This is a genomic window from Halomonas sp. KM007 (assembly GCF_050709225.1).
GTDB classification, from domain to species: Bacteria; Pseudomonadota; Gammaproteobacteria; order Pseudomonadales; family Halomonadaceae; genus Vreelandella; species Vreelandella hamiltonii.
The window spans coordinates 1,483,365-1,505,313 of the sequence record NZ_CP136131.1 but is presented as its reverse complement, the minus strand read 5'-3'; the positions used below and the strand labels follow the sequence as shown (position 1 = coordinate 1,505,313).

The window sequence follows — 21,949 nt, the reverse complement described above, 5'->3', positions numbered from 1 at the left end:
AGTTGTCACCCGCCAGACCCGCCGCTGTCATCTTGGGGCGTCAGGATACATCCACCTCTTACTACCCCGTTAGGTGATCCATGCAATCCTCTCGTCTCTCTACCGTGTCACTCTCGCGCACTCTGATCAGTGCTGCCGTTGCCAGTGCCTTCGCTTTCAGTGCGATGAATGCGGCTGCCGACCTCTCCTCACGCTACGTGGACAACGATGGCGACATGGTGGCCGATATCCCCAGCGATGAGTCTCGGTTGGTCGATCCGGACACGCTGGTCTTTGCTTACACGCCGGTTGAAGACCCGGCGGTCTACGCCGACGTATGGGCGGGTTTCCTGGATCACCTGAGCGAAGCGACGGGTAAACGTGTTCAGTTCTTCCCGGTGCAGTCGAATGCTGCCCAGCAGGAAGCGCTGCGCGCTGGCCGTCTGCACGTGGCTGGCTTCAACACCGGTGGCGTACCGGTGGCGGTCAACTGTGGTGGCTTCCGTCCCTTCGCCATCATGGCGGCCGAAGATGGCAGCTACGGTTACGAAATGGAGATCATCACCTACCCCGGTAGCGGTATCGACGGCATGGAAGACCTGCAGGGTCGTCAGTTGGCCTTCACTTCCGAAACGTCCAACTCGGGCTTCCGCGCACCGTCCGCGCTGCTGCGCTCCGAGTACGGTCTGGAAGCCGGTGATGACTTCGAGACGGCTTTCTCCGGCTCCCACGACAACTCCATCCTGGGCGTCATCAACAAGGATTACGATGCGGCGGCCATTGCCAACTCCGTTGCCCATCGCATGCTGTCACGTGGTGTCATCAACGAGGGTGACTACGAGGTGATCTACACCTCCGAAACCTTCCCCACCACGGCATACGGCACCGCCCACAACCTGACGCCCGAACTGCAGCAGCAGATTCAGGATGCGTTCTTCAGCTACGACTGGGAAGGCACCGCCCTGCAGGCGGAGTTCGAGAACTCAGGCGAAGCGCAGTTCATTCCCATCAGCTATGAAGAGCACTGGTCGGTCATCCGTACCATTGCCGATGCCAATGGCGTCACTTACGACTGCGATTGATTCCAGCGCTGCGTGACCCTGTCGGCCAGGAGGGCAACCTTCTGGCCGACGCGTTATGGGGTCGAGTCAGTTGAACGTTTTGAGCGACAAGCAAACGAGGCATTCCCCATGTTGACACTCACTGGCGTTGGCAAGCGTTACCCGACGGGCGACCGCGCGCTGACCGATATTCACCTATCGCTGCCCAAAGGCCAGGTGATGGCGCTGATTGGGCCATCGGGTGCAGGCAAAAGTACCCTGATCCGCTGCGTCAATCGTCTGGTGGAGCCCAGCCAGGGCAGTATCCGCCTGGAAGAGACCGAGCTGACCAAACTGTCGGGCAGCCGCCTGCGTCACGCACGTCGCTCCATGGGCATGATTTTTCAGGAATACGCCCTGGTGGACCGGCTGACCGTCATGGAAAACGTGCTGTCGGGCCAACTGGGCTATGTCGGCTTCTGGCGCAGCTTCTTGCGCCGCTACCCCCAGGAAGCCGTTGCGGAAGCGTTTCGCCTGTTGGAGCGGGTGGGCTTGCCCCATGCCATCGACAAGCGCGCCGACGCACTGTCGGGTGGCCAGCGCCAGCGTGTCGGCATCGCCCGTGCACTGCTGCAAAGCCCCAAGTTATTGCTGGTGGATGAACCCACTGCCAGCCTGGACCCCAAAACCTCGCGCCAGATCATGCGTCTGATTCGCGAGCTGTGCGCCGAGCGCGAGCTGGCGGCCATCATCAACATTCATGACGTGGCTCTGGCGCAGCAGTTTGCCGACCGCATCGTGGGCCTGCGTGCCGGACAAATCGTCTTCGACGGCAAGCCCAGCGAACTCACCAGCGAGATCCTCACCACCATCTATGGGGAAGAGGACTGGGACACCACGCCCGAGCCCGCCGACGAAGAAGATGAGCCATCGCAGGTAGCCCTTGCGCCCACATCGGCAGCGCCCACGTCGGCAGCCAAAGCACACCATGACGCGCGGCCGCTCACCCAGGTTGCCAGTGGAGGCGCGCTATGAGCACGGCAGACGCCACGGCGCGCCAGCAAGCTGCGCGCCAGGGTCAGTGGCGGCGTTTGCCGCTGATCGAAAACCCATGGCTGCGCTGGGGCCTGGCCATTGGTGTGGTGGTGTATCTGGTGCTGGCGCTGTCGTCGGTGCAGGTCAACTGGGCGCGGGTGGCGGAAGGCTCCGGTCGAGCGCTCAACTTTCTAGGGGCCTTTTTGCAGCCCGATTTCCTCAGCCGCCAGAACGACATCATCGCCGGGTTGATGGAAAGCCTGACCATGACGCTGACCTCCACCGTGATCGGCGTCTTGCTGGCGATCCCGGTAGGACTGGGCGCGGCACGCAACATTGCCCCGCTGCCCATCTATACCCTGTGCCGCGCCATCATTGCCATCTCGCGGACGTTTCAGGAGATCATCATCGCCATTCTGTTCGTGGTGATGTTCGGCTTCGGGCCGTTTGCGGGCATGCTGACGCTGGCCTTCGCCACCATCGGTTTCATGGCCAAGCTGTTGGCAGAAGATATCGAGGACCTGGACTGGAAACAGGTCGAAGCCGTGCGTGCCACGGGGGCAAGCTGGTGGCAAACCATGAACCATGCGGTGCAGCCGCAGGTGATGCCGCGCTTGATCGGGCTCTCCATGTACCGTCTGGACATCAATTTCCGTGAATCGTCGGTGATCGGCATCGTCGGCGCGGGGGGCATTGGCGCCACGCTGAACACCTCGCTGAGCCGTTACGAATACGGCACCTCGGCGGCGATCCTGCTGATCATCATTGCCATCGTGCTGATGAGTGAATACGCCTCCAGCCATGTGCGCCGCTGGACCCAGTAGCGCTGCGATGCCTTAACCCGTAAAGGAAATTTCCATGCCCGTTTCGAGTTCCCCCCAAGGCGTGCCGCAGTGGCAGCGGCGCACCACCCGTGCCCAGTGGCTCCAGTATGTGGCCTGGCTGGCAGGTATCTGCCTTTTCCTGCTCTGCTGGAAAGTGATCTCCGACAACACCATGTGGGTGTTCGTGGAAGATGCTGGCCGCCAGGGCAGTGACCTGATCAACCGCATGATGCCGCCCCGGTGGGAGTACGCCAGTGTCCTCTGGAAGCCCATGTGGGACACCCTCAACATCGCCACGCTAGGCACCGCACTGGGCATCGTCATGGCGTTTCCGGTGGCTTTTCTGGCGGCTCGCAACACGACGCCCCACCCGCTGGTACGCAGCCTGGCGTTGACCATCATCGTTTCGTCACGCTCCATCAACTCGCTGATCTGGGCGATGCTGCTGGTGACCATTCTCGGCCCCGGCGTGCTGGCGGGCATCATTGCCATTGCGCTACGCTCCATTGGGTTCGTGGGCAAGCTGCTCTATGAAGCCATCGAAGAGATCCACCCCACGCCCGTCGAGGCCATCAGCGCTACCGGGGCGAGCCGCCTGCAGGTCATGAACTACGGCGTGTTGCCCCAGGTGATGCCCGCGTTCGCCGGTATCAGCGTGTACCGCTGGGATATCAACATTCGTGAGTCCACGGTGCTGGGGCTGGTGGGCGCAGGCGGCATCGGGCTGCAGCTCAACGCCTCGATCAACAGCCTGGCCTGGAATCAGGTCAGCGTCATCTTCGTGCTGATCTTTGCCACCGTGCTGGTGTCCGAGTGGGTCTCTGCCCGCGTGCGCCACGCCATCATCTGACCGGGAGATACCATGCGCTTTCCTGATGCCGACATCATGACCATCGACCTGATGCGCCACGGTGAGCCACTGGGTGGCCGCATGCTGCGCGGCAGCACCGACCACCCCCTCAGCGAAACCGGTTGGCAGCAGGCCACGGCGGCCGTGATGCGTCACACGGTCGATGGCAGGCCGCCGTTCGATGCCATCGTCAGTTCCCCCCTGGCGCGCTGCCATGAGTTTGCCTTGTGGTTGGGGGAGGAGTTCGACCTGCCCGTGCAGGTGGACGATGACCTGGCCGAGCTCTATCTGGGACGTTGGGAAGGCAAGACCCATGACCAGGTGTTTGCCGAGGAGGGGCACGCGCTGATGAACGCCTTCTGGCACGATCCCACCACGGCAGCGCCGCCGGAAGGGGAAAGCCTGGCGGCGCTGGATGCCCGGGTGAGTGAAGCGTGGCAGCGCCTGCTGAGCCGACCGCCGGGCAAGCACGTGCTGGTGGTGGCGCATCTGTTCGTCTGCAATGCGCTGCTGCGTCAGGTGATTGCCCAGCCGCTGACCCACGGGCTGGTGATGGACCTGCCTTACGCCGCCATGAGTCGACTACGCCACGAGCGCCATGCGCTGGGCGAAACGACCTTCGTGGAGTGGATCGGTCGCTGAGATTCGTTGCCTGATACGCCCTGACGGGTGCTCTTCCGTATAGGCGGCTAGCGGGCACGCGTGACCTGGGCCATGATAGAGACACCCTATCGAGGCTTCTCAGGAGTGCCCCATGCCGTTTGCCCGCGTTTATTCCCTCCTGTCTCTGGCCCTGCTGTTAGTGCTGGCCGGTTGTGCCAGCAAGGACGTGGCTCCCCCTGCAAAGCCGCCCGTGCAAGGGGGCATGTCACTGGAGCGTGCGCTGATTCTCTCTTACGCCCAGCAATCCATCGGCATTCCTTACCGCTTTGGCGGCAACTCACCGGATGGTCTGGACTGCTCTGGCCTGGTCGAAATGACCTACCGCGCTGCCGGGCTGCGTGTGCCCCGCACGGCGGACGGCCAGTACCGCGCTCTGCCTCGTGTCGATGCCCCCCGCCCAGGCGATCTGCTGTTCTTTGGCGAGGGCAGCAAGGCCACCCACGTGGGCATTTATGGCGGTAATCGCCAGATGATCCATGCCCCGGGCAGTGGCCGTGCCGTGGTCAGCGTTCCGCTGGATATCGACTACTGGCAGCAGCGTTTTCTGGGCGCGGCTTCATTGGCGCCCTAGCAGCAACCGGAAAGGCTCCGGGAATCACACACTGCCTTTGCGGATCGCCGGCACGCGCGTTGATAGAGCGCTGTTGCTGCCAGCACCCTGCCGGTCAATAGGGTGTTAATATGTCGAAAAGTCATGACATTCACGCTGTTTAGACGAGGAGAGCAGAGACGCATGTGCCCGCCCTTGAATGACCCAAAGGAGCAGTCTTTGCCTCACACCGCTACGTCTGCCCATGCGCAAACCTCGGCGTGGCGCGTGGCAATGTCCACGCTGGATACACAAGACACTGCCTCGCCCAGCGAGTCGGCGTTTCGCTATGCCAATGAAGCCATCATCATCACCAATGCCGATAACCGCGTGATGGAGGTGAACCCGGCGTTCAGTGAGCTCACGGGGTTGGCGCTGGAAGATGTGCGGGGCAAGACCCCGGAAACGTTCAGTATCCTGCCGCTGGACGACCACCGCAGCGTACGTTTGATGCGTGAAGAGCTGCAGCTACGTGATCGCAGCAAAAGCCAGGTCAGCTACCGCAGCCATGATGGCCAGTTCTATCCCGGCATGATGTCGGTCAATCGCGTCCGCGACACCCAGGGTCGGGTGGATCACCATGTCATGGTGCTGGCCGACCTGTCGGCCATTCCTGCCCATGCGCGGCACCTCAATCGCGAAGTCTATTTCGATGCCTTGACCGGTTTGCCCAACCTGCAGCTGTTGACGCAACTGATTCAGGAGTCGATTCAGCACGCGGAAAACCAGCAGCAGACGCTGGCGGTATGCTCACTGGATATCGACCACTTTCAACTCATCAACGAGCGTCTTGGTCTTCCGGTGGGGGACGAGCTGTTGTCGGCATTTGCGCAGCGCCTCAGCCACTTGCTGTTCGGTGATGACGTGCTGGCCCGCATTGGGGGCGACGAGTTCGTCTTGTTGCTGCATCATGGGGTCGATGACGTGTTTTTCGAGAAGCTGCTGGCCTCTATTCGTCAGCCGCTGATGATCGAAGGGCAAACCGTTTACTTGACCGCGAGCCTGGGCATCACCCGTTACCCCCATGATCATGTGCAGGGGGATGTGCTGTTGCGCCATGCCAACCAGGCCATGTATCGCGCCAAGCAGCGCGGGCGCGATACCTACCACTTTTTCGACCCTCATCACGACCGTTTGCTGCAAGTCCGCCATGAGCAACGCCAGCGTTTCATGGATGCCCTGACCCACGATGAGCTGCGGCTACACTATCAGCCCCAGGTGGACATGCGCAGTGGTCAGGTCATCGGCGTGGAGGCATTGATTCGCTGGCAACATCCCGAACGCGGGCTGCTGTCACCGGCGCAGTTCCTGCCCGCCATCGACGCTACAGCGCTGGAAATCGACCTGGGTGAGTGGGTGATCGAGCAGGCGCTGCGCCAGTTGGCGAGCTGGCAAGTGGCCAACATCGTCCTGCCCATCAACGTCAACATCAGCCCCGCACACCTGCTGACCAGCCAGTTCAGCCAGCGTCTGGCAGCGCTGTTGGCACGCTATCCTTCCGTCTCGCCTGCGTTGCTGAAACTCGAAGTGCTGGAAAGCGCGGCCATGCATGATGTGACCGCCGCGCTGAAAACCATGGCGCACTGCCAAGCACTGGGCGTCAGCTTTGCGATCGATGATTTTGGCACCGGATTCTCATCGCTGACGCATCTGCGTCAACTGCCGGTCAACTTGATCAAGATCGATCAGAGTTTTGTGCGTGACATGCTGGTGGATCACGATGACATGGCGATCGTCGAAAGCGTCATCTACATGGCCAACCGCTTCCAGCGGCCGATGCTGGCCGAGGGGGTCGAAACCCTCGAACATGCCAGGGCGCTGATGGTATTGGGCTGCGAGCTGGCCCAGGGCTATGGTATCGCTCGGCCGATGCCGCCCGAAGCGCTGCCGGGCTGGCTTGAGCAGTGGCCGCTACGCGATGACTGGCATGGTTTGAGCCGCCTGCAGTGAGGCGGGTGGTTCAGGCGGCCTGCTCGGAGGATGGGGGCATGGGCTCGGTCGGATCACTGGGCTCGCCCTCTCGGGCCTGGTTCATCTCGCTTTGCTCTCGGGCAGCTTCAAGGCGGGCTTCCAGCAGGTACTGACGCGCTTGGGCGGCCACCTGCAGGTCCTTGGGTGAGGGGTCGGCGGGGGCAAGGGCTGCGGCAATCACGGTCTGCATTTTTTCGATGGTGGCCTGGGGGTCCCCAGGCACCGGGCCATAGTCGATGGGCACTTCACCCGCGACCGCATAGCGCTGCCCATCAGGGCCGATTTCGTACTCGTAGGTGGCGCCTCCCGTATAAGGCCCGCCAACGGTTTGGTGCGCCATTTCATGCTGCCGCACCGCGCGATCGGTCTGTTTGAGCTGCTCCAGCTGCTGGATCTCTTCGGGTTCCAGCGGGGTGCCGTCGGGGCGGGTGGGGCCCGTCGTTGCCGAGGCCGTTTCATCGCTGGCAGCTTCCTCGTCGGCATCGCCTGTGCGCTGGGCTTGGGGTTCGGCAGTGACCCGTGCGTTGGGCAGGGTCGGCGAAGGCCAGAGCGTTGCGCTGTAGGAAGCGCCGAGTGATGAAAGATCCATGAGCAGTTACCGATATGATGATCGAATCCAGTATGATGCAGTATCAGCGACGCTACTCGATTACGCAACGCCATGCCTTCCATTGACGTGATGATCCATTTGACGGCAGCCGAATGCCTTGCCCATTACGAAGGGCAGTACGACAACGTGCGTGCGCGCAGCGTGGATGGCCGCTGGGTGGTCTTCCCGGCCACTGCATTGCGCCGCGTAGTGGGACGTGACGGCGTAAATGGCGTGTTTCGACTGTTCTTTACCGATCAGGGTAAATTCCTCGATATTGTGCCTTTGGCACCGCATGCCTAGCTGTGCCCGTGGGGTTTTCTCTCTATAATGTAGCCGTGTGCTTCAGGCGTACCCACCTGAATGCCTGCGACCCGCCTACCCGGCAGTGGTTGCCTACTTATCAGGAGATCACCCATGTCTACCTCACCTGTCACCTTGATGGTGGCGCGTCGCGTGGCCAATGGCCGCTATCAGGACTTTATCCGTTGGCTCAACGAAGGCCGTGAGCTGGCTGCCGACTTTCCGGGCTATCTGGGCTCAGGGGTGCTGGCACCGCCCCAGGACGATGACGAATATCAGATCATTTTCCGTTTCGAAAGCGCAGCGCGACTCGCTTCCTGGGAGCACTCGGCTTCGCGCCATGCCTGGCTGCAGCGCGGCAAAGGGCTCTACGATGCACCTCACGAGCACCGCGCTACCGGTCTGGATAGCTGGTTCAACGTGGCCCCCAATGGCGCTGCGCCCCCGCGTTGGAAACAAGCCATCGCCGTCTGGCTGGCATTTTTTCCTGTCTCATTGCTGTTTCACTGGCTGTTTGGTGGCCTGCTGGCCGAGTGGGCGCTGATTCCACGCGTGTTGCTCAGTACGCTGGTGCTGACGCCCGTGATGGTGTTTGTCTTTATTCCGCTTTCAACGCGGTTGCTGGCACCTTGGCTGCAGGGTAAATGGTCACCGAGGGATATGATTCACCGGATGTGGCAACAGTACAGGACATGACTCGTGACGATTCTTATGGTCACTAATTTTAGTGATTATTATAATTAAAAACAGTTGCTTAAGATTTGTCTAAAATGTTCTGGAAGGCGTTTTTCGCAAAGACGTGCTAAATATTCTCAGTGCGCGGATGTCTCTATGGGGTTCAACGCTGCAATAGTGCTAAGCTGAAATCATCAAGCTAACGCGTGCAGTCAATGGATGCTGGCACCAGCCTAAACGCTGAGTACCAAATCGCCTTATGGAGTAGTCATGATCCGCGTACATCACCTGGAAAAATCACGTTCTCACCGAATTTTGTGGCTGTTGGAGGCTCTCGAGCTGGAGTATGACATCGAGGTCTATCAGCGCGATCCGAAAACACAGCAAGCCCCTGACGCCCTTAAAAAAGTGCACCCGTTGGGCAAGTCACCCGTGATTACCGATGGCGAACTGACCGTCGCCGAGTCGGGGGCAATCATCGATTATCTGGTCAACCGATACGGGAAAGAACGTTTCCAGCCCTCGGCGGAGGACAGTAACGAGTGGGTTAATTATCGTTACTGGATGCATTATGCCGAAGGCTCTTTAATGCCACTGTTGGTGATGGGATTGATCTTTAGTCAAATTCCTAAACAATCGCCCTGGTTCGTCAGGCCCATTGCCCAGGGTATTAGCGGCACTGTTCAAAAACGCTTCCTGCAACCACAGTTGAAACAACATCTTGGCATGATCGAGTCGCACTTGAAGGCCCACGGCAATTTTGCCGGTGAGTTCCCGAGCGGTGCGGACGTTCAAATGAGCTTTCCCATGCAGGCCGTGGCCGCCACCCAATCGCTGGATGCCTTTCCGGCGATTACCGCCTTCGTGGCACGTATTCAGCAGGACGCGGCCTGGCAACGGGTCGTGGAACGTGCAGGGCCACTGACCATGCCCGGTGAGTGACCGCTGCCATGCTGCGCAACGTCGATGGGCGTGCTAGACAGGCCGTTTACCAAGGTTTTCTGATGGTGGTGCTGTTCGGTATGGCATCTCCAGCGGTGGCCGCAGAAATGCTGCGTGTCGGGGTTTATCACAACCCGCCTAAACTGTTTACGGACGACCAGGGGCAATTGCGTGGTGTGCTGGGTGAGCTGCTCTCGGCAATGGCCTTGAAAGAGCAGTGGCAGCTGGAAAGCGTCCCGTGTGATTTTCAACAGTGCCTGACGCTGCTGGAGCAGGATGCCATCGACCTGTTGCCGGACTTGGCGTGGAGCGAAGAGCGTGCCCAGCGCTTCGCCTTTCATGCCGAGCCCGTCATGCACAGTTGGTCACAGCTCTATCAGCCCAGCGACAGCCGCGTCGAGGCCATTCTGGACCTCGAACAACAGCGTGTTGCGGTGGTGGAGGGCTCCATCCAGCAGAGCTATCTGTTGACCGTGACGCAGCGCTTCGACATCGACGTCATGTGGCTGCCGGTGGATAGTTTCGCAGCGGGTTTTCAGGCAGTGGCGCTGGGGGATGCCGATCTGGTGGCCTCCAATCATCTGTTTGGCGACTGGCGAGCCAATGACTATGGTTTGCGTGAAACGCCGATCATTTTCCAGCCTTCACGGCTCTTTTATGCCGCCTCGCCTAGTCTGGACAGCCACATTCTAGAGCGCATCGACGCCACCCTGGTGGAGTGGAAAAACGACGCTGCGTCGACGTACTACGAGACGCTGAGCGCTTGGCGCGCCCACAGCCTGCCTGCACCCTTGGCGCCACGTTGGCTATGGTGGCTGGGTGGCGTGTTGATCGTGGTATTGGTGATAGCGCTGGCGGGCAATGTCCTGCTGCGGCGACGGGAGAGCCTCAACCGGCAGCAGCTCTCTACTCACGAGCATATGCTGACCAGTATTCTGGATAGCGTGGATGCCTATATCTACATCAAGACCCCTGACCTCAAATACCGCTATGTGAACCATCAGATCTGTGACCTGTTTGCTCGGCCGGTCGATCAGATCGTCGGCCAGGGGGACGATGCCTTTTTCGATGCGGCCAGCGCAGCAGAAATGGCCGAGGTAGACCGTCAGGTGCTGGCGACAGGCAAGAAAACGACGGTCGAAGAGCATAACGTGCTCCAGGGGGAAGAGCGTGTGCGTACCTTCCTGTCGGTCAAAATGCCGCTGGTCATGTCTCCGGGAGAAGCGCCCAGCCTGTGCGGTATTTCCACCGAGCTGACCGATTACCTGGAGATGCAGTCGCGTACCCACCATCTGGCGTTTTATGACGCCTTGACCGGTTTACCCAACCGTCGCCTGCTGCTCGAATCACTGGCCGAAGCCACCCACAGCACTTCTGGGGGCTACAGCGCCCTGCTGATCGTGGACCTCGACAATTTCCGGCTGGTCAACGACATACAGGGCCACGACAGCGGTGACCAGCTGCTCGTCAACGTGGCAGAAAACCTGCAGCAGCGGTTGACTCAGGATGCGATCTTGGCACGCTTCAGCAGTGATGAGTTCGTGATTCTGATCAATCGGCTTGGCGAGCAGCAGCATGAGGCTGCTTCCTACGTCGAGCGCGTGGCTCGGCAGTTGCTGGACACCATTTCACAGTTGCGCAATGACCGAGCGCTACCGATCACGGCCAGCGTGGGGATCGCCCTCTTCGATGGCGCTGGCAACCCCATGAACGGGGTGTTGCAACAGGCCGACATGGCGCTGCAGCAGGCCAAATCATCCGGGGGCAATACGCTGCGTTTCTTCAATGTGGACATGCAGACCAGCGTATTGGAGCGGGCGAGCCTGGAAGGCGATCTGCACCAGGCGTTGCAGCGTCAGGAACTGGCGCTGCATTATCAGGTACAGGTGGATCATCAGGGAGTGACGACCGGCGTGGAAGCGCTGTTGCGCTGGTACCATCCCCAGCGCGGCTGGGTGTCGCCAGGCACGTTCATTCCGCTGGCCGAAGAAAACGGCTTGATCGTGCCCATTGGCTACTGGGTCTTGCGATGTGCATGCGAGCAGTTGGCCAAGTGGTCGAATCAGCCTTCCTACGCGTCGCTGACCGTCTCTGTGAACGTCAGCTCGGTGCAGTTCCAGCAGCCGGAGTTCGTGCGCAACGTGGAAGCCCTGCTGGCCGAAACCCAGGCGCCGCCGGGGCGGCTGGTGCTGGAAGTAACGGAAAGCCTGCTGATGCGAGAGCCCACGCGAGTGCGCAACACCATGCTCAAATTGAGGGCCCAGGGGATTCGCTTTGCGCTGGATGATTTCGGCACCGGCTACTCCTCCCTGAGCTACTTGAAACGTCTGCCTCTGGATGAGCTGAAGATTGATCAGTCTTTTATTCGTGAGCTGTTGACCGACAAGACCGATGCCGCCATCGTCGATACCACGATCCTTCTGGCGGTCAGCCTCGGGCTGACCGTGGTCGCCGAAGGTGTGGAGAAAAAAGAGCAGCTGGACTGGCTGAAAGGGCACGGCTGCTACCGCTATCAAGGCTACCTGTTTGGTCGTCCTACACCGATCGAGTACCTGTTCGAGTCCTACTAGCCGAGCGCGCGCAAGCCTTCGTCTCAAAGCGCCTACCCCAGTGAAACGCCCACCACAGCAAAACGCCCACCACAGCAAAACGCCCACCCCATGGAGGGGTGGGCGTTGCCAGAACGGTGGGCAGGCCGTCAGTGCTCAGCCGTATACCGAAAAGCTGCCTGCGTTGAGCCACAGGTGCACGATGATGCTGGCAATGTAGCCCAGCAAGATGACCGGCGCCCAGCGCAGGTGCCCCATGAAGGTATAGTAGCCGCGTGCCTGGCCCATGACGGCCACGCCCGCCGCCGAGCCAATCGACAGCAGGCTGCCCCCGACCCCGGCGGTCAGCGTGATCAACAGCCAGTGCCCGTGGGACATGTCCGGCTGCATGGTCAGTACCGCGAACATCACCGGAATGTTATCCACCACGGCTGACACGACACCCAGCGCAATATTGGCCCAGGTAGCGTCCCAGTTGGTGTACAGCGCGTCCGAGAGTAGCCCCAGGTAACCCATGAAGCCCAAGCCGCCCACGCACATGACCACCCCGTAGAAGAACAGCAGTGTGTCCCACTCGGCGCGGGCCACGCGGTTGAAGACGTCGAAGGGCACCACGCCGCCCAGTTGCTCAAGCTTTTTGTTGTCGCCCAGGCGGCTGTAGCGTTCGCGCTTGCGCTCCAGCGAACGGGGCAGGCTTTGGCGCAGGTAGTAGCCAAAGAATTGCAGATAGCCCAAGCCCGTCATCATGCCCAGTACCGGGGGCAGGTGCAGCAGCGTATGGCAGGCGACGGCGGTGGTGATGGTCAGCAGGAACAGCGCAATGATGCGGCGTGCACCGCGCTTGAGCTGCACGTCCTCATAGACACTGTTGGGTTTCTGGTTCTTGATGAACATGCTCATGATGACGGCAGGGATCAGGAAGTTGACCAGCGACGGAATGAACAGGATGAAAAATTCTTGAAACTGGATCAAACCGGCCTGCCAGACCATGAGTGTCGTGATATCGCCAAAAGGACTAAAAGCACCGCCCGCATTGGCAGCCACCACGATATTGATACACGCGAGATTGATAAAGCGTTTATCGCCTTCTGCCACTTTAGTAATAACGGCACACATCAAAAGTGCCGTGGTCAAGTTGTCGGCAATCGGGGAAAGCATAAAAGCCAAACCCCCGGTCAACCAGAATAGCGTGCGGTAATTGAAGCCTTTACGCAGCATCCATGAACGCAGTGCATCAAAGACTCGGCGCTCTTCCATGGCGTTGATATAGGTCATGGCGACCAGCAGGAACAGCATTAGCTCGGTGAACTCCAGCAGCGTCACCCGAAACGCATACTCCGACGTTTCCGACATGCCGTTCTGGACGTACACCCAGCCAATGAGTCCCCATATCACCCCTGCTGCCACCAGCACGGGCTTGGATTTGCGCATGTGGATCTTCTCTTCGGCCATGACCAGCGCGTAGGCCAGCACGAAGATGGCCACGGCAAAAAAGCCAATGGCCGAACTGGTCAAGTCGATCTCACCGGTCACCGCGAAGGCGGCCGGGCTTGCCAGTAGCAGCAAAGCCGCTAACAAAAAAAGCCAGCCACGAGTCCATCGGGGCTGGCCAGGGTCATGATGCAACGTCAACATGGCGTGTTTATCCTTATAATGATGAGAAGAAAGGGGTTAATAAGCCACGCCAGTTTAACAAGCTATATTGCATTGCAATACGGAATAAAACCGAATGAAAAGCGACAGGGCGTAAGCGATTACGTCTTTTTTTTGAAATTATCCGTTTCGCTAATAGTAAAGCACTCATAACAGTGTCATGAGTAAAGACTGGCCTGCGCCACTCACTCGCCCATGGGCAAATGTGAGCGGCGCAACCCGCGTTAGCGGGTAGCCATGGCCTCTTCCAGCCAGCCCAGCTTCATTTGCGGCACCGACGCCAGCAGCGTCTGGGTGTAGTCGTCGAAGGGCGGGGCAAGTACCTCATCACGCTGTCCATAGCGGACGACCTTGCCCTGGTGCATCACCGCGATACTGTCGGCGATGGCTTTTACGGTGGCCAGGTCGTGGGTAATGAACAGATACGCCACGTTCTCTCTTTCCTGCAGACGCAGCAGCAGCTTGAGAATGCCGTCGGCCACCAGCGGGTCGAGCGCACTGGTCACTTCGTCGCAGATGATCAGCTTGGGCTTGGCCGCCAGGGCGCGGGCAATACAGACCCGCTGTTTCTGCCCCCCGGACAGCTCGGCGGGGTAGCGGTCGATGAAGCTTTCTCCCAGTTCGATCTCATCGAGCAGTTCGATGACCCGTTGGCGTCGCGCCTTGCCTTTCAGGCCGAAATAGAACGTCAGCGGTCGGCCAATGATGGTTTCCACCGTGTGGCGTGGGTTCATGGCCACATCGGCCATCTGGTAGATCATCTGCAGTTCACGCAGTGTCTCCTTGCCGCGCTCGCCCAGGGTGTTGGGCAGTGCCCGGGACTGGAAGCTGACCTGCCCCTGGTTGGGCGGCAGCAGGCCGGTGATCACCCGAGCCAGGGTCGATTTGCCCGACCCGGACTCCCCGACGATGGCCAGCGTCTGGCCAGGGCTGACTGCCATGCTGACCTCGTGAAGCACGTTGCCTGCGCTGTTGCTGTAGGCGGCGCTGACCTGCTCGATGGCCAGGATCGGCGAGTCTTCCGGCGTCTTGGCGGCATGATCGATGGAGCGCACCGAGACCAGCGCCTGGGTGTAGGGCTCTTGAGGGGCCTCGATGATCTGCCGCGTCGGGCCGTACTCCACCATGGCGCCGTGACGCAGCACCATGATGTCGTCCGCCACTTGCGCCACCACGGCCAGGTCGTGGGTGATATACAGCGCGCCCACTCCCGTCTTGCTGATGGCATGCTTGATGGCGGCCAGAACGTCGATCTGGGTCGTCACATCCAGTGCGGTGGTTGGCTCATCGAAAATGATCAGGTCGGGCTCGGGACACAGCGCCATGGCCGTCATGGCCCGCTGCAGCTGGCCGCCGGAGACCTGATGCGGGTAGCGGCTGCCAAAGTTTTCTGGGTCAGGAAGGCCCAGTTGGCGGAACAGCTCCACGGCGCGCGCTTCGGCCTCCTTGCGGCTGGCCAGGCCGTGGAGCAGAGTGGTCTCGATGACCTGTTCCATCAACGTATGGGCAGGATTGAACGCGGCGGCGGCCGACTGGGCCACGTAGCACACCTCCTTGCCGCGCAGCTGGCGCAGGGCCCTGGGCGAGCCTTCGAGAATATTGCGGCCGTTGACCCAGACTTCGCCGCCCAGGCGTATGCCGCCCCGGCCATAGCCAGCCGGCGACAGGCCGATGGTGGACTTGCCCGCCCCGGATTCGCCGATCAGCCCCAGCACCTTGCCTCGTTCCAGCGTCAGGTCGACCCCTTTGACGATGTTGATCTCCTGGGGCGGCTCGCCGGGCGGGTAGGCCGTGGCATCGATGGTCAGGTTGCGAATCGTTAACAGCGTATCAGCCACTGCGGCCTCCTTTCAGATCAGTGGTGTGGCGCAGGATCCAGTCGGCCACCAGATTGACCGAAATCGCCAGCACGGCAATGGCGGCGGCGGGAATCAGGGCGGCGGGAACGCCGAACACGATGCCCTGTCGGTTTTCGCGCACCATGCTGCCCCAGTCGGCTTCCGGAGGCTGTACCCCCAGGCCCAGAAACGACAGCGACGACAAGAACAGCACGGCAAAAATGAACCGCAGGCCCAGCTCGGCCACCAGGGGCGTCAGCGCATTGGGCAGAATCTCGCGGAAGACGATCCAGCGTTTGCCTTCACCGCGTAGCCGTGCGGCTTCCACGTAATCCATCACGTTGATATTGACCGCCACGGCGCGGGAGATACGAAACACGCGCGTGGAGTCCAGCACCCCCATGATCAGAATCAACATGAGAAGGGTGCTGGGCATGACCGATAGGATCACCAGCGCGAAGATCAGCGTGGGAATCGACATCACGATATCGACCCCTCGGGAAATCAGCTGGTCTATCCAGCCGCCATAGACGGCCGCCAGAATGCCCAGCACCGAGCCAATCGAAAAGGCCAGCGCCGTGGCCAGGGCGGCAATGGTAATGGTCGTACGGGCACCGTAGATCAGCCGCGAGAGTAAGTCGCGGCCCAGGTTGTCGGTGCCCAGCAAAAACTCGGCAGACGGGCCCATCCACATGTCGCCGACGCTCTCGGACATGCTGTAGGGCGCCAGCCAAGGGGCGAATATCGCCATGATCAAGAAGCTGAAGGTCAGCAGCAGCCCGACCAGCGCGGTCACGGGCATGCGCTTCAGCAGCGTTAAGGGTTTCGACATGGTGTTACGTTCCTGTCTGGTCACTGTGGCCTGGCAAGCAGCCGGTCATTTGGGATGACGCAGGCGTGGGTTGGTCAAGATGGCAATGATGTCGGCCAGCATATTGAGCCCGATGTACACCGCCGCAAAGATCAGCCCCACCGCCTGGACCACCGGGACATCGCGCTTCGAGACGTGGTCGATCAAGTACTGCCCCATGCCTGGGTAGACAAAAATCACCTCGACCACCACCACGCCGACGATCAGGAAGGCGAGGTTCAGCATCACCACATTGACCACCGGCGCGATGGCATTGGGAAACGCGTGGCGGGCAATGATGCGAAACGAGCCCAGCCCCTTGAGCTCGGCGGTTTCGATATAGGGGGACTGCATGACGTTGAGAATGGCGGCCCGAGTCATGCGCATCATGTGAGCTAGAATCACCAGCGTTAACGTGGCCGCAGGCAGTGCGATGGCGTGCAGACGTTCACCCAGGCTCATGCCGCCATGCACCGTGGAGACGCTGGGAAACCAGTTGAGCTGGACGGCGAACAGGTAGATCAGCAGGTAGCCGATAAAGAATTCCGGCAGGGAAATAGCGGTCAGCGTGGAGCCGGAAATCACCCGGTCCGGCCAGCGGCTCTGGTAGCGCACGGCGACCAGCCCCAGCAGGATGGCCAGCGGCACTGCAACGATCGCTGTCCAGAAGGCTAGAAACAGCGTGTTGCCTGCGCGGCCCCAAAGAGACTGGGCGATATCCTGACGGTTGGACAGGGCAGTGCCTAGATCGCCTTGCAGAATGCCGCCCAGCCAGTCGATGTAGCGTGACCAAGCCGGCTGGTCGAGGCCCAGTTCCCTGCGCAGGTTGTCGACGGCCTGGGGCGTGGCGCTTTGCCCCAGAATCGACTGGGCCACGTCGCCGGGCAGCATCTCGGTGCCCGCGAAAATCAGCACCGACACGGCCAGCAGGAGCAAGAGGCCCAGCGCCAGGCGCTGGGCAATCAGTTTAAGGACAAAAGAGTTCATGGCAGCCTTCCGGGTTATGACGTCAACCAGCACTTCGAAAGCGCAAAGCCTGCCATCATTTCGCCCATCGGGTTGGCTGACCAGCCGCCCACGTTGTCCAGAGTGGCCTCGATGTAGTCATTGAACATGGGCAGAATCAATCCGCCTTCGTCGCGGACGATCATGGCCATGTCGTGGTACAGCTCGCTGCGGCGGTCTGTATCCAGCTCGCCGCGTGCTTCGCGGGCCAAGGCATCGAAGTCCTCGCGGAAGAAGCGGGTGTCGTTCCAGTCGGCGCTGGAAATGTACGCCGTGGAGTACATCTGGTCCTGGGTGGGGCGACCGCTCCAGTAGGAGGCGCAGAAGGGCTGCTTGTTCCACACTTCCGACCAGTAGCCGTCGCTGGGCTCGCGGCGGACTTCCATGTTGATGCCCGCCTGGGCGCAGCTCTGCTGAAACAGCTGTGCGGCATCCACGGCACCGGGAAAGGCCACGTCGGAGGTGCGCAGCACGATGGGGCTGTCGTGGCCGGATTTCTTGTAGTGATAGCTGGCCCGCTCGGGGTCGAATTCCCGCTGGGGAATGCTGTCGGGAAACAGCGGGTAAGCAGCGTTGATGGGGAAATCGTTGCCCACGCTGCCATACCCGCGCAGGATACGCTCGACCATGTCTTCGCGGTTGATGGCGTACTTCAGGGCCAGTCGCAGGTCGTTGTTATCGAACGGCGCCGTGTCGCAGTGCATGGGGAAGACATACTGAGCACGCCCGGAAGTGTTGTTGATCACGATGTTGGGCAGGCGCTGCACCATGTCCACCACCCGTGGCTCGACCCGGTTGATCATGTGCACCTGACCGCTCTGCAGCGCCGAGATGCGCGCCGTCGGGTCGTTGATGATGGTGATCTCGATCTGGTCGGCGAAGCCGTACTCGTCCGGGTTCCAGTAGCCATCGAAACGCTCGGCGATCTGGCGCACGCCGGGCTGGAACTCCACCACTTTGTAGGGGCCGGTGCCGATGCCTGCAGCCGGGTCCTGCTTGCCACCGCCCGGCTGAATCATCAGGTGGTAATCGGAAAGCAAAAACGGCAGGTCGGCATTGGGCTCCAGCGTGACGATGGTGACTTCGTAGGTGTCCGTGGCGCGAATCGACTCGATGCCGCGCATGATGCCCAGCGCACCCGACTGCGAGCTCTCGTCCGAATGGCGCTCCAGCGTGGCCACGACGTCGTCGGCGGTCATCTCCTGGCCATCGTGGAACAGCACGCCACGGCGCAGCTTGAAGACCCAGGTCTTGGCATCCGAGGAAGAGTCAATGCTTTCCGCAAGGCGGGGTACCAGCTCGCCTTCTGGTGAAACATTGGTCAAGGCTTCCCCCCAGGACTGCCCGAAGGAGTGCTGCACCTGGCTGGTCCAGCTGGCTGGGTCAAGGCTGTCCGTCGACTCCCCGCCTTGCATACCGGCGCGCAGAATACCGCCGCGTTGAGGAGTGCCCGAGCTGGCCAATACCTGGCTGGAGAGCAGCGAGCCAGCAAAGGGCGCGGCAATGCCCAGAGCCATGGCGCGACGCATGAAGTCGCGGCGCGACAGCTGGCCGCGTTTTGCTTGCTGGGTGAGAGACTCGAGTGTTGGATGCATGGTGTATTCCCTTGATGGATTAATGATGAGGCCGTGCGATAGTCAACTCGTCATAGTCACGAATCACGTGATCCGCGTGGGTAAGATGGGAGCCGTCCAGGTGAGGAGCGGCGCAGATACCGATGCCGGCCAGTAGACCGGCGGCTTGCCCCATGGCCATGTCGCCATTGGAGTCGCCGATGATCAGCGTACGTTGCGGCGACGTGCCCAACTGTTCGCAGGCGAGTAGCGCCATCTCCGGGTAGGGCTTGCCGCGCGACACTTGATCATGCCCCAACACGACAGAGAACGCATCGGCCAGCGAGAGCAGCTTTAAATGCAAATGCGCGTTGTGGGCGTCATCGGAGGTGACCACGGCCAGAGAAATGCCTGCCTGTCGTGCCTGCTGCACGAAATTCACCAGGCCCTTCACGGGGGTCACGCAGCTGGGCCAGTCCAGCGTGTCGGCCAGGCGGGCGATGGCATCGTGGGAAAGCTGGGTAGCGTCGTTCCAGGCGATCCCCGACTCGAACAGGCTAAGCGAAACGATGGTGGCAATATCGTCCAATGAGCCAATGGTCAACGGGCCGGTGGGGTCCCACAGGCGCTGCTCAGGATCGATGCCTACCTTGGGGTAGAGCGCTCGGTGCGATAGTACTTGTGCCTCGGGAAGGCCTTGGTTAAGGGTCGTGACCAGTTGGTCGAACCAGCCAATCCAGAGGTCGCCGAAATTGAGCAGCGTGCCATCCTTGTCGAACAAAATGGCATCGATGTCGTAGGCGGTGCCTTGCAAGGTGAGTTGGGGCATAGAGTGTCAGGGCTGTTGTGCAGCCATCTCATGAAGGTGGCAATGGCACATAGGTTACACGGGTTTCATGACACTATCCGTGTCAGGCACCGTGAAAATCATCCAAACCATTACCTGGGATTTTTTTTGAACGTTCAATTGAGAATAAAAATTTATCCTGAGCATTCCTACCGTTGATGTCAAGTTGAAGGGCGCTCGCAGGGGGTGGCCAGTCACGTCTACAATGCGCCTATAAAAACGAGGCCTGACAAGGCACCCCAGACCTGCCAAGGAACTTTCATGCGCGCTCATCTTTGCCCTCTTTCTCGTCTGGCTGGCCTGGCGTTCGCGGCTGTCGCGCTGTTATCTTCCACTGCGCTGGCCGAGCCCCCTGTTCGAGTCACCTACAAATCTGCCCTCGCGGGTACCGCTTACCATCAGATGGGCGGAGAGCTGGCGCAGGCCATACAAGCAGGCAGCGCTGGTGCGCTGCTACTGAGCTCCGAAGAGAGCCAGGGGTCGGTGCAAAACATCATGGAGGTCATGCACCGCCAAGGGCTGTATGTGTTTACCGCACCGCCTGCCCTGATAGCAGAGGCGCTGGAAGGGCAAGGCCCCTTTGCAGGCCGCGACCCGGAACACTTTGCGGCCATCCGGGGCCTGTTTCCGGTGCCCCCGTTGACCATGCACTTCGTGATGGCCGGTGACCGAGGCACGGCACCCATCGAAGCCCTGGAGGGCAAACACGTACTGTTGGGGCGCGGCACCTTCAGCTCGGGCGAAGCAGCGCGCTACTTCGAACTGTTTGGCCTGGCGGGCAAGGTGCGCCTGGCCGATGCTTCGATCACCAATGCGTCCGAGGCCCTGCGAGATGGACGTATCGATGCCTACGTCACGGCCAGCTCGTTTCCGACTCCCAACGTGATGGAGACAGCGTCGCTGGTGCCCATCACGCTGATCAGCTTGACCGATGAGCAGGTCGAGCGCACAGGGCCGTACACCAGATCATTCCCGGCGGTACTTACCCAGGCATCGACAAGGGGTAGTGACCACGTCGTCGCCAGTCTTCGCGCTTGCCACGGTGCACATGGACGAAGACGTGGCCTACCGGTTGACCAGGACATTCTGGGAGCAGCAGGCCGCGTTGATGGAGACATCACCCTGGTGGGGCAGCGTGACTGCTGAGCTGCTGGCCCATCTGCCGGTGGACCTGCACCCCGGTGCGCTGCGCTACTACGAAGAAGCCGAGGTCGAACTACCGGAAGCGTTGCGTTAGAACACCGTGAAGCTCAGAGCAATATAAGCGCCATATCCCGCCAGCAGCGCCGCCCCTTCCCCGCGTGAAAGGCGCATGCCGGTATACAGGAACAGCAGCAGCAGGCTTGCCGAGCCCAGCATGACCCACTGGTCGAACTGACCGACGCGCGCGGCGATGGGCAGGGGTTGCAGCAGGGCGGAAATACCCAGTATGCCCAGCACGTTAAAGATATTGCTGCCCAGGATGTTGCCAACGGCAACGTCGGCATGGCGGCGCAGGGCTGCAATGACCGATACCGCCATTTCCGGTAGTGAGGTGCCCACCGCGACAATGGTCAAGCCAATCACCGCTTGCGAAATACCCACGGCCTGCGCCAGCCCGATGGCGCCGTATAGCAGCAGCTGCGAGCCGCCAATCAGCATGCCTAGCCCGACGACCAGCGCCGTGACGATCATGCCGGTAGACCTGGGGACCGCCGACACTTCCTCGGCTTCAGCGCTGTGCATCTCACCGGCAGGTTGCGGCACATTGCGCTCGGTACGATAGGCCCACACCAGATAAGCGGCCAATGAGGCCAGTAGTAGCAAGGCCTGCCATACCCCCAATGCTCCCCCCCATGAGAGCACGATGAAAAGCACGCTGGCCGCCACGACGACCACGCCATCCCGGCGCAGTGCCAATGGTTGTACGGTCATGGGGCAGATGGCGGCACACAAGCCCAGAATCAGCAAGATGTTGCCGATGTTGCTGCCCACGATATTGCCCACGGCAATATCCGGCTGTTGACGAAGCGCTGCGTCCACCGACACCACCAGCTCGGGCGCGGAGGTACCAAACCCCACCACTACCAGTCCGGTCAATAACGGAGAGACGCCCATGCGCTGTGCGCTGGCAACGGCTCCACGGATGAGCGCTTCACCGCCCAGAAACAGTAATCCAATCCCTGCCAGCAGGCTCAGCCCATACAGCATGGTG

19 protein-coding genes and 1 pseudogene are annotated in these 21,949 nt (G+C 60.8%); 12 read left to right on the top strand and 8 right to left on the bottom strand.

The features are described from left to right. Positions 1-80 precede the first annotated feature (80 nt). The 7 genes from phnD to RVM27_RS06955 all read left to right on the top strand — a co-directional run bounded on the left by phnD (position 81) and on the right by RVM27_RS06955 (position 6,930). A complete protein-coding gene (gene phnD, locus RVM27_RS06985) occupies positions 81-1,061 on the top strand; it encodes a phosphate/phosphite/phosphonate ABC transporter substrate-binding protein (protein ID WP_039183168.1) in 981 nt (326 codons plus the stop codon). A gap of 108 nt (positions 1,062-1,169) precedes the next feature. After that, on the top strand, positions 1,170-2,054 hold the full coding sequence (gene phnC, locus RVM27_RS06980) for a phosphonate ABC transporter ATP-binding protein (protein WP_096921597.1): 885 nt from the start codon (positions 1,170-1,172) through the stop codon (positions 2,052-2,054). Beyond that, positions 2,051-2,878, top strand: coding sequence for a phosphonate ABC transporter, permease protein PhnE (gene phnE / locus RVM27_RS06975; RefSeq protein WP_096921596.1), 828 nt, complete (start codon positions 2,051-2,053; stop codon positions 2,876-2,878). Before phnC ends, phnE (RVM27_RS06975) begins: the two co-directional genes overlap by 4 nt. 34 nt (positions 2,879-2,912) lie before the next feature. Next, positions 2,913-3,728 carry a phosphonate ABC transporter, permease protein PhnE gene (gene phnE / locus RVM27_RS06970; RefSeq protein ID WP_016915879.1) on the top strand — a complete coding sequence of 272 codons (816 nt, stop codon included), beginning with the start codon at positions 2,913-2,915 and terminating at the stop codon, positions 3,726-3,728. Positions 3,729-3,740: 12 nt separating this feature from the next. Continuing rightward, on the top strand, positions 3,741-4,370 hold the full coding sequence (locus tag RVM27_RS06965) for a histidine phosphatase family protein (protein WP_039181483.1): 630 nt from the start codon (positions 3,741-3,743) through the stop codon (positions 4,368-4,370). Positions 4,371-4,482: 112 nt separating this feature from the next. Continuing rightward, the gene (locus tag RVM27_RS06960) at positions 4,483-4,962 is read left to right on the top strand and encodes a C40 family peptidase (protein WP_144984320.1); all 480 of its coding nucleotides are present in this window, start codon (positions 4,483-4,485) and stop codon (positions 4,960-4,962) included. 252 nt (positions 4,963-5,214) lie between these two features. After that, positions 5,215-6,930 (top strand): putative bifunctional diguanylate cyclase/phosphodiesterase, encoded by a 1,716-nt coding sequence (locus RVM27_RS06955; RefSeq protein WP_287806183.1) that lies wholly within the window; start codon positions 5,215-5,217, stop codon positions 6,928-6,930. Positions 6,931-6,940: 10 nt separating this feature from the next. On the opposite strand, the gene RVM27_RS06950 is transcribed toward RVM27_RS06955, so the two are convergent. After that, a complete protein-coding gene (locus tag RVM27_RS06950) occupies positions 6,941-7,540 on the bottom strand; it encodes a putative metalloprotease CJM1_0395 family protein (RefSeq protein ID WP_096921593.1) in 600 nt (199 codons plus the stop codon). Positions 7,541-7,612: 72 nt separating this feature from the next. Here RVM27_RS06950 and RVM27_RS06945 point away from each other — a divergent pair, with 72 nt between their 5' ends. From RVM27_RS06945 to RVM27_RS06930, 4 genes are all read left to right on the top strand, one after another. Then, positions 7,613-7,843 carry a DUF2835 family protein gene (locus RVM27_RS06945; protein ID WP_096921592.1) on the top strand — a complete coding sequence of 77 codons (231 nt, stop codon included), beginning with the start codon at positions 7,613-7,615 and terminating at the stop codon, positions 7,841-7,843. Positions 7,844-7,957: 114 nt separating this feature from the next. After that, entirely contained in the window at positions 7,958-8,539 is a 582-nt protein-coding gene (locus RVM27_RS06940; protein ID WP_096921591.1) for an antibiotic biosynthesis monooxygenase, read from the top strand. 249 nt (positions 8,540-8,788) lie between these two features. Continuing rightward, positions 8,789-9,460, top strand: coding sequence for a glutathione S-transferase (locus RVM27_RS06935; protein ID WP_498957641.1), 672 nt, complete (start codon positions 8,789-8,791; stop codon positions 9,458-9,460). A 62-nt stretch (positions 9,461-9,522) separates the two neighbouring features. Beyond that, positions 9,523-12,030, top strand: coding sequence for an EAL domain-containing protein (locus tag RVM27_RS06930; RefSeq protein WP_096923346.1), 2,508 nt, complete (start codon positions 9,523-9,525; stop codon positions 12,028-12,030). Positions 12,031-12,165: 135 nt separating this feature from the next. On the opposite strand, the gene nhaD is transcribed toward RVM27_RS06930, so the two are convergent. The 6 genes from nhaD to RVM27_RS06900 all read right to left on the bottom strand — a co-directional run bounded on the left by nhaD (position 12,166) and on the right by RVM27_RS06900 (position 19,737). Beyond that, on the bottom strand, positions 12,166-13,644 hold the full coding sequence (gene nhaD / locus RVM27_RS06925; RefSeq protein WP_096921589.1) for a sodium:proton antiporter NhaD: 1,479 nt from the start codon (positions 13,642-13,644) through the stop codon (positions 12,166-12,168). Between the two features lie 242 nt (positions 13,645-13,886). Beyond that, positions 13,887-15,500: an ABC transporter ATP-binding protein gene (locus RVM27_RS06920; RefSeq protein WP_498957640.1), complete on the bottom strand. Its 1,614-nt coding sequence runs from the start codon at positions 15,498-15,500 to the stop codon at positions 13,887-13,889. Continuing rightward, the gene (locus RVM27_RS06915) at positions 15,493-16,332 is read right to left on the bottom strand and encodes an ABC transporter permease (protein ID WP_100731973.1); all 840 of its coding nucleotides are present in this window, start codon (positions 16,330-16,332) and stop codon (positions 15,493-15,495) included. The genes RVM27_RS06920 and RVM27_RS06915 overlap by 8 nt, the downstream gene beginning before the upstream one ends. 45 nt (positions 16,333-16,377) lie before the next feature. Then, complete coding sequence (locus RVM27_RS06910; RefSeq protein WP_016915892.1) at positions 16,378-17,337, bottom strand: ABC transporter permease; 960 nt, start codon at positions 17,335-17,337, stop codon at positions 16,378-16,380. Between the two features lie 14 nt (positions 17,338-17,351). Continuing rightward, positions 17,352-18,950 carry an ABC transporter substrate-binding protein gene (locus RVM27_RS06905; RefSeq protein WP_227407467.1) on the bottom strand — a complete coding sequence of 533 codons (1,599 nt, stop codon included), beginning with the start codon at positions 18,948-18,950 and terminating at the stop codon, positions 17,352-17,354. Between the two features lie 19 nt (positions 18,951-18,969). After that, positions 18,970-19,737: an HAD family hydrolase gene (locus RVM27_RS06900; protein WP_498957639.1), complete on the bottom strand. Its 768-nt coding sequence runs from the start codon at positions 19,735-19,737 to the stop codon at positions 18,970-18,972. Positions 19,738-20,016: 279 nt separating this feature from the next. Here RVM27_RS06900 and RVM27_RS06895 point away from each other — a divergent pair. Further along, a pseudogene (locus tag RVM27_RS06895) lies at positions 20,017-20,992 on the top strand (TAXI family TRAP transporter solute-binding subunit). Here the strand turns inward: RVM27_RS06895 and RVM27_RS06890 are convergent. After that, the gene (locus RVM27_RS06890) at positions 20,989-21,945 is read right to left on the bottom strand and encodes a calcium/sodium antiporter (RefSeq protein ID WP_227407470.1); all 957 of its coding nucleotides are present in this window, start codon (positions 21,943-21,945) and stop codon (positions 20,989-20,991) included. The pseudogene RVM27_RS06895 and the gene RVM27_RS06890 overlap by 4 nt on opposite strands. Positions 21,946-21,949 lie beyond the last annotated feature (4 nt).

Coding starts and splice junctions, on each gene's coding strand:
- RVM27_RS06905 (WP_227407467.1), bottom strand. CDS start 18,950: ATGCATCCAACACTCGAGTCTCTCACCCAGCAAGCAAAACGCGGCCAG.
- RVM27_RS06935 (WP_498957641.1), top strand. CDS start 8,789: ATGATCCGCGTACATCACCTGGAAAAATCACGTTCTCACCGAATTTTG.
- RVM27_RS06910 (WP_016915892.1), bottom strand. CDS start 17,337: ATGAACTCTTTTGTCCTTAAACTGATTGCCCAGCGCCTGGCGCTGGGC.
- RVM27_RS06955 (WP_287806183.1), top strand. CDS start 5,215: ATGTCCACGCTGGATACACAAGACACTGCCTCGCCCAGCGAGTCGGCG.
- nhaD (WP_096921589.1), bottom strand. CDS start 13,644: ATGTTGACGTTGCATCATGACCCTGGCCAGCCCCGATGGACTCGTGGC.
- RVM27_RS06950 (WP_096921593.1), bottom strand. CDS start 7,540: ATGGATCTTTCATCACTCGGCGCTTCCTACAGCGCAACGCTCTGGCCT.
- phnE (WP_096921596.1), top strand. CDS start 2,051: ATGAGCACGGCAGACGCCACGGCGCGCCAGCAAGCTGCGCGCCAGGGT.
- RVM27_RS06945 (WP_096921592.1), top strand. CDS start 7,613: ATGCCTTCCATTGACGTGATGATCCATTTGACGGCAGCCGAATGCCTT.
- phnD (WP_039183168.1), top strand. CDS start 81: ATGCAATCCTCTCGTCTCTCTACCGTGTCACTCTCGCGCACTCTGATC.
- RVM27_RS06900 (WP_498957639.1), bottom strand. CDS start 19,737: ATGCCCCAACTCACCTTGCAAGGCACCGCCTACGACATCGATGCCATT.
- RVM27_RS06965 (WP_039181483.1), top strand. CDS start 3,741: ATGCGCTTTCCTGATGCCGACATCATGACCATCGACCTGATGCGCCAC.
- RVM27_RS06960 (WP_144984320.1), top strand. CDS start 4,483: ATGCCGTTTGCCCGCGTTTATTCCCTCCTGTCTCTGGCCCTGCTGTTA.
- RVM27_RS06930 (WP_096923346.1), top strand. CDS start 9,523: ATGGTGGTGCTGTTCGGTATGGCATCTCCAGCGGTGGCCGCAGAAATG.
- phnE (WP_016915879.1), top strand. CDS start 2,913: ATGCCCGTTTCGAGTTCCCCCCAAGGCGTGCCGCAGTGGCAGCGGCGC.
- RVM27_RS06915 (WP_100731973.1), bottom strand. CDS start 16,332: ATGTCGAAACCCTTAACGCTGCTGAAGCGCATGCCCGTGACCGCGCTG.
- phnC (WP_096921597.1), top strand. CDS start 1,170: ATGTTGACACTCACTGGCGTTGGCAAGCGTTACCCGACGGGCGACCGC.
- RVM27_RS06940 (WP_096921591.1), top strand. CDS start 7,958: ATGTCTACCTCACCTGTCACCTTGATGGTGGCGCGTCGCGTGGCCAAT.
- RVM27_RS06890 (WP_227407470.1), bottom strand. CDS start 21,945: ATGCTGTATGGGCTGAGCCTGCTGGCAGGGATTGGATTACTGTTTCTG.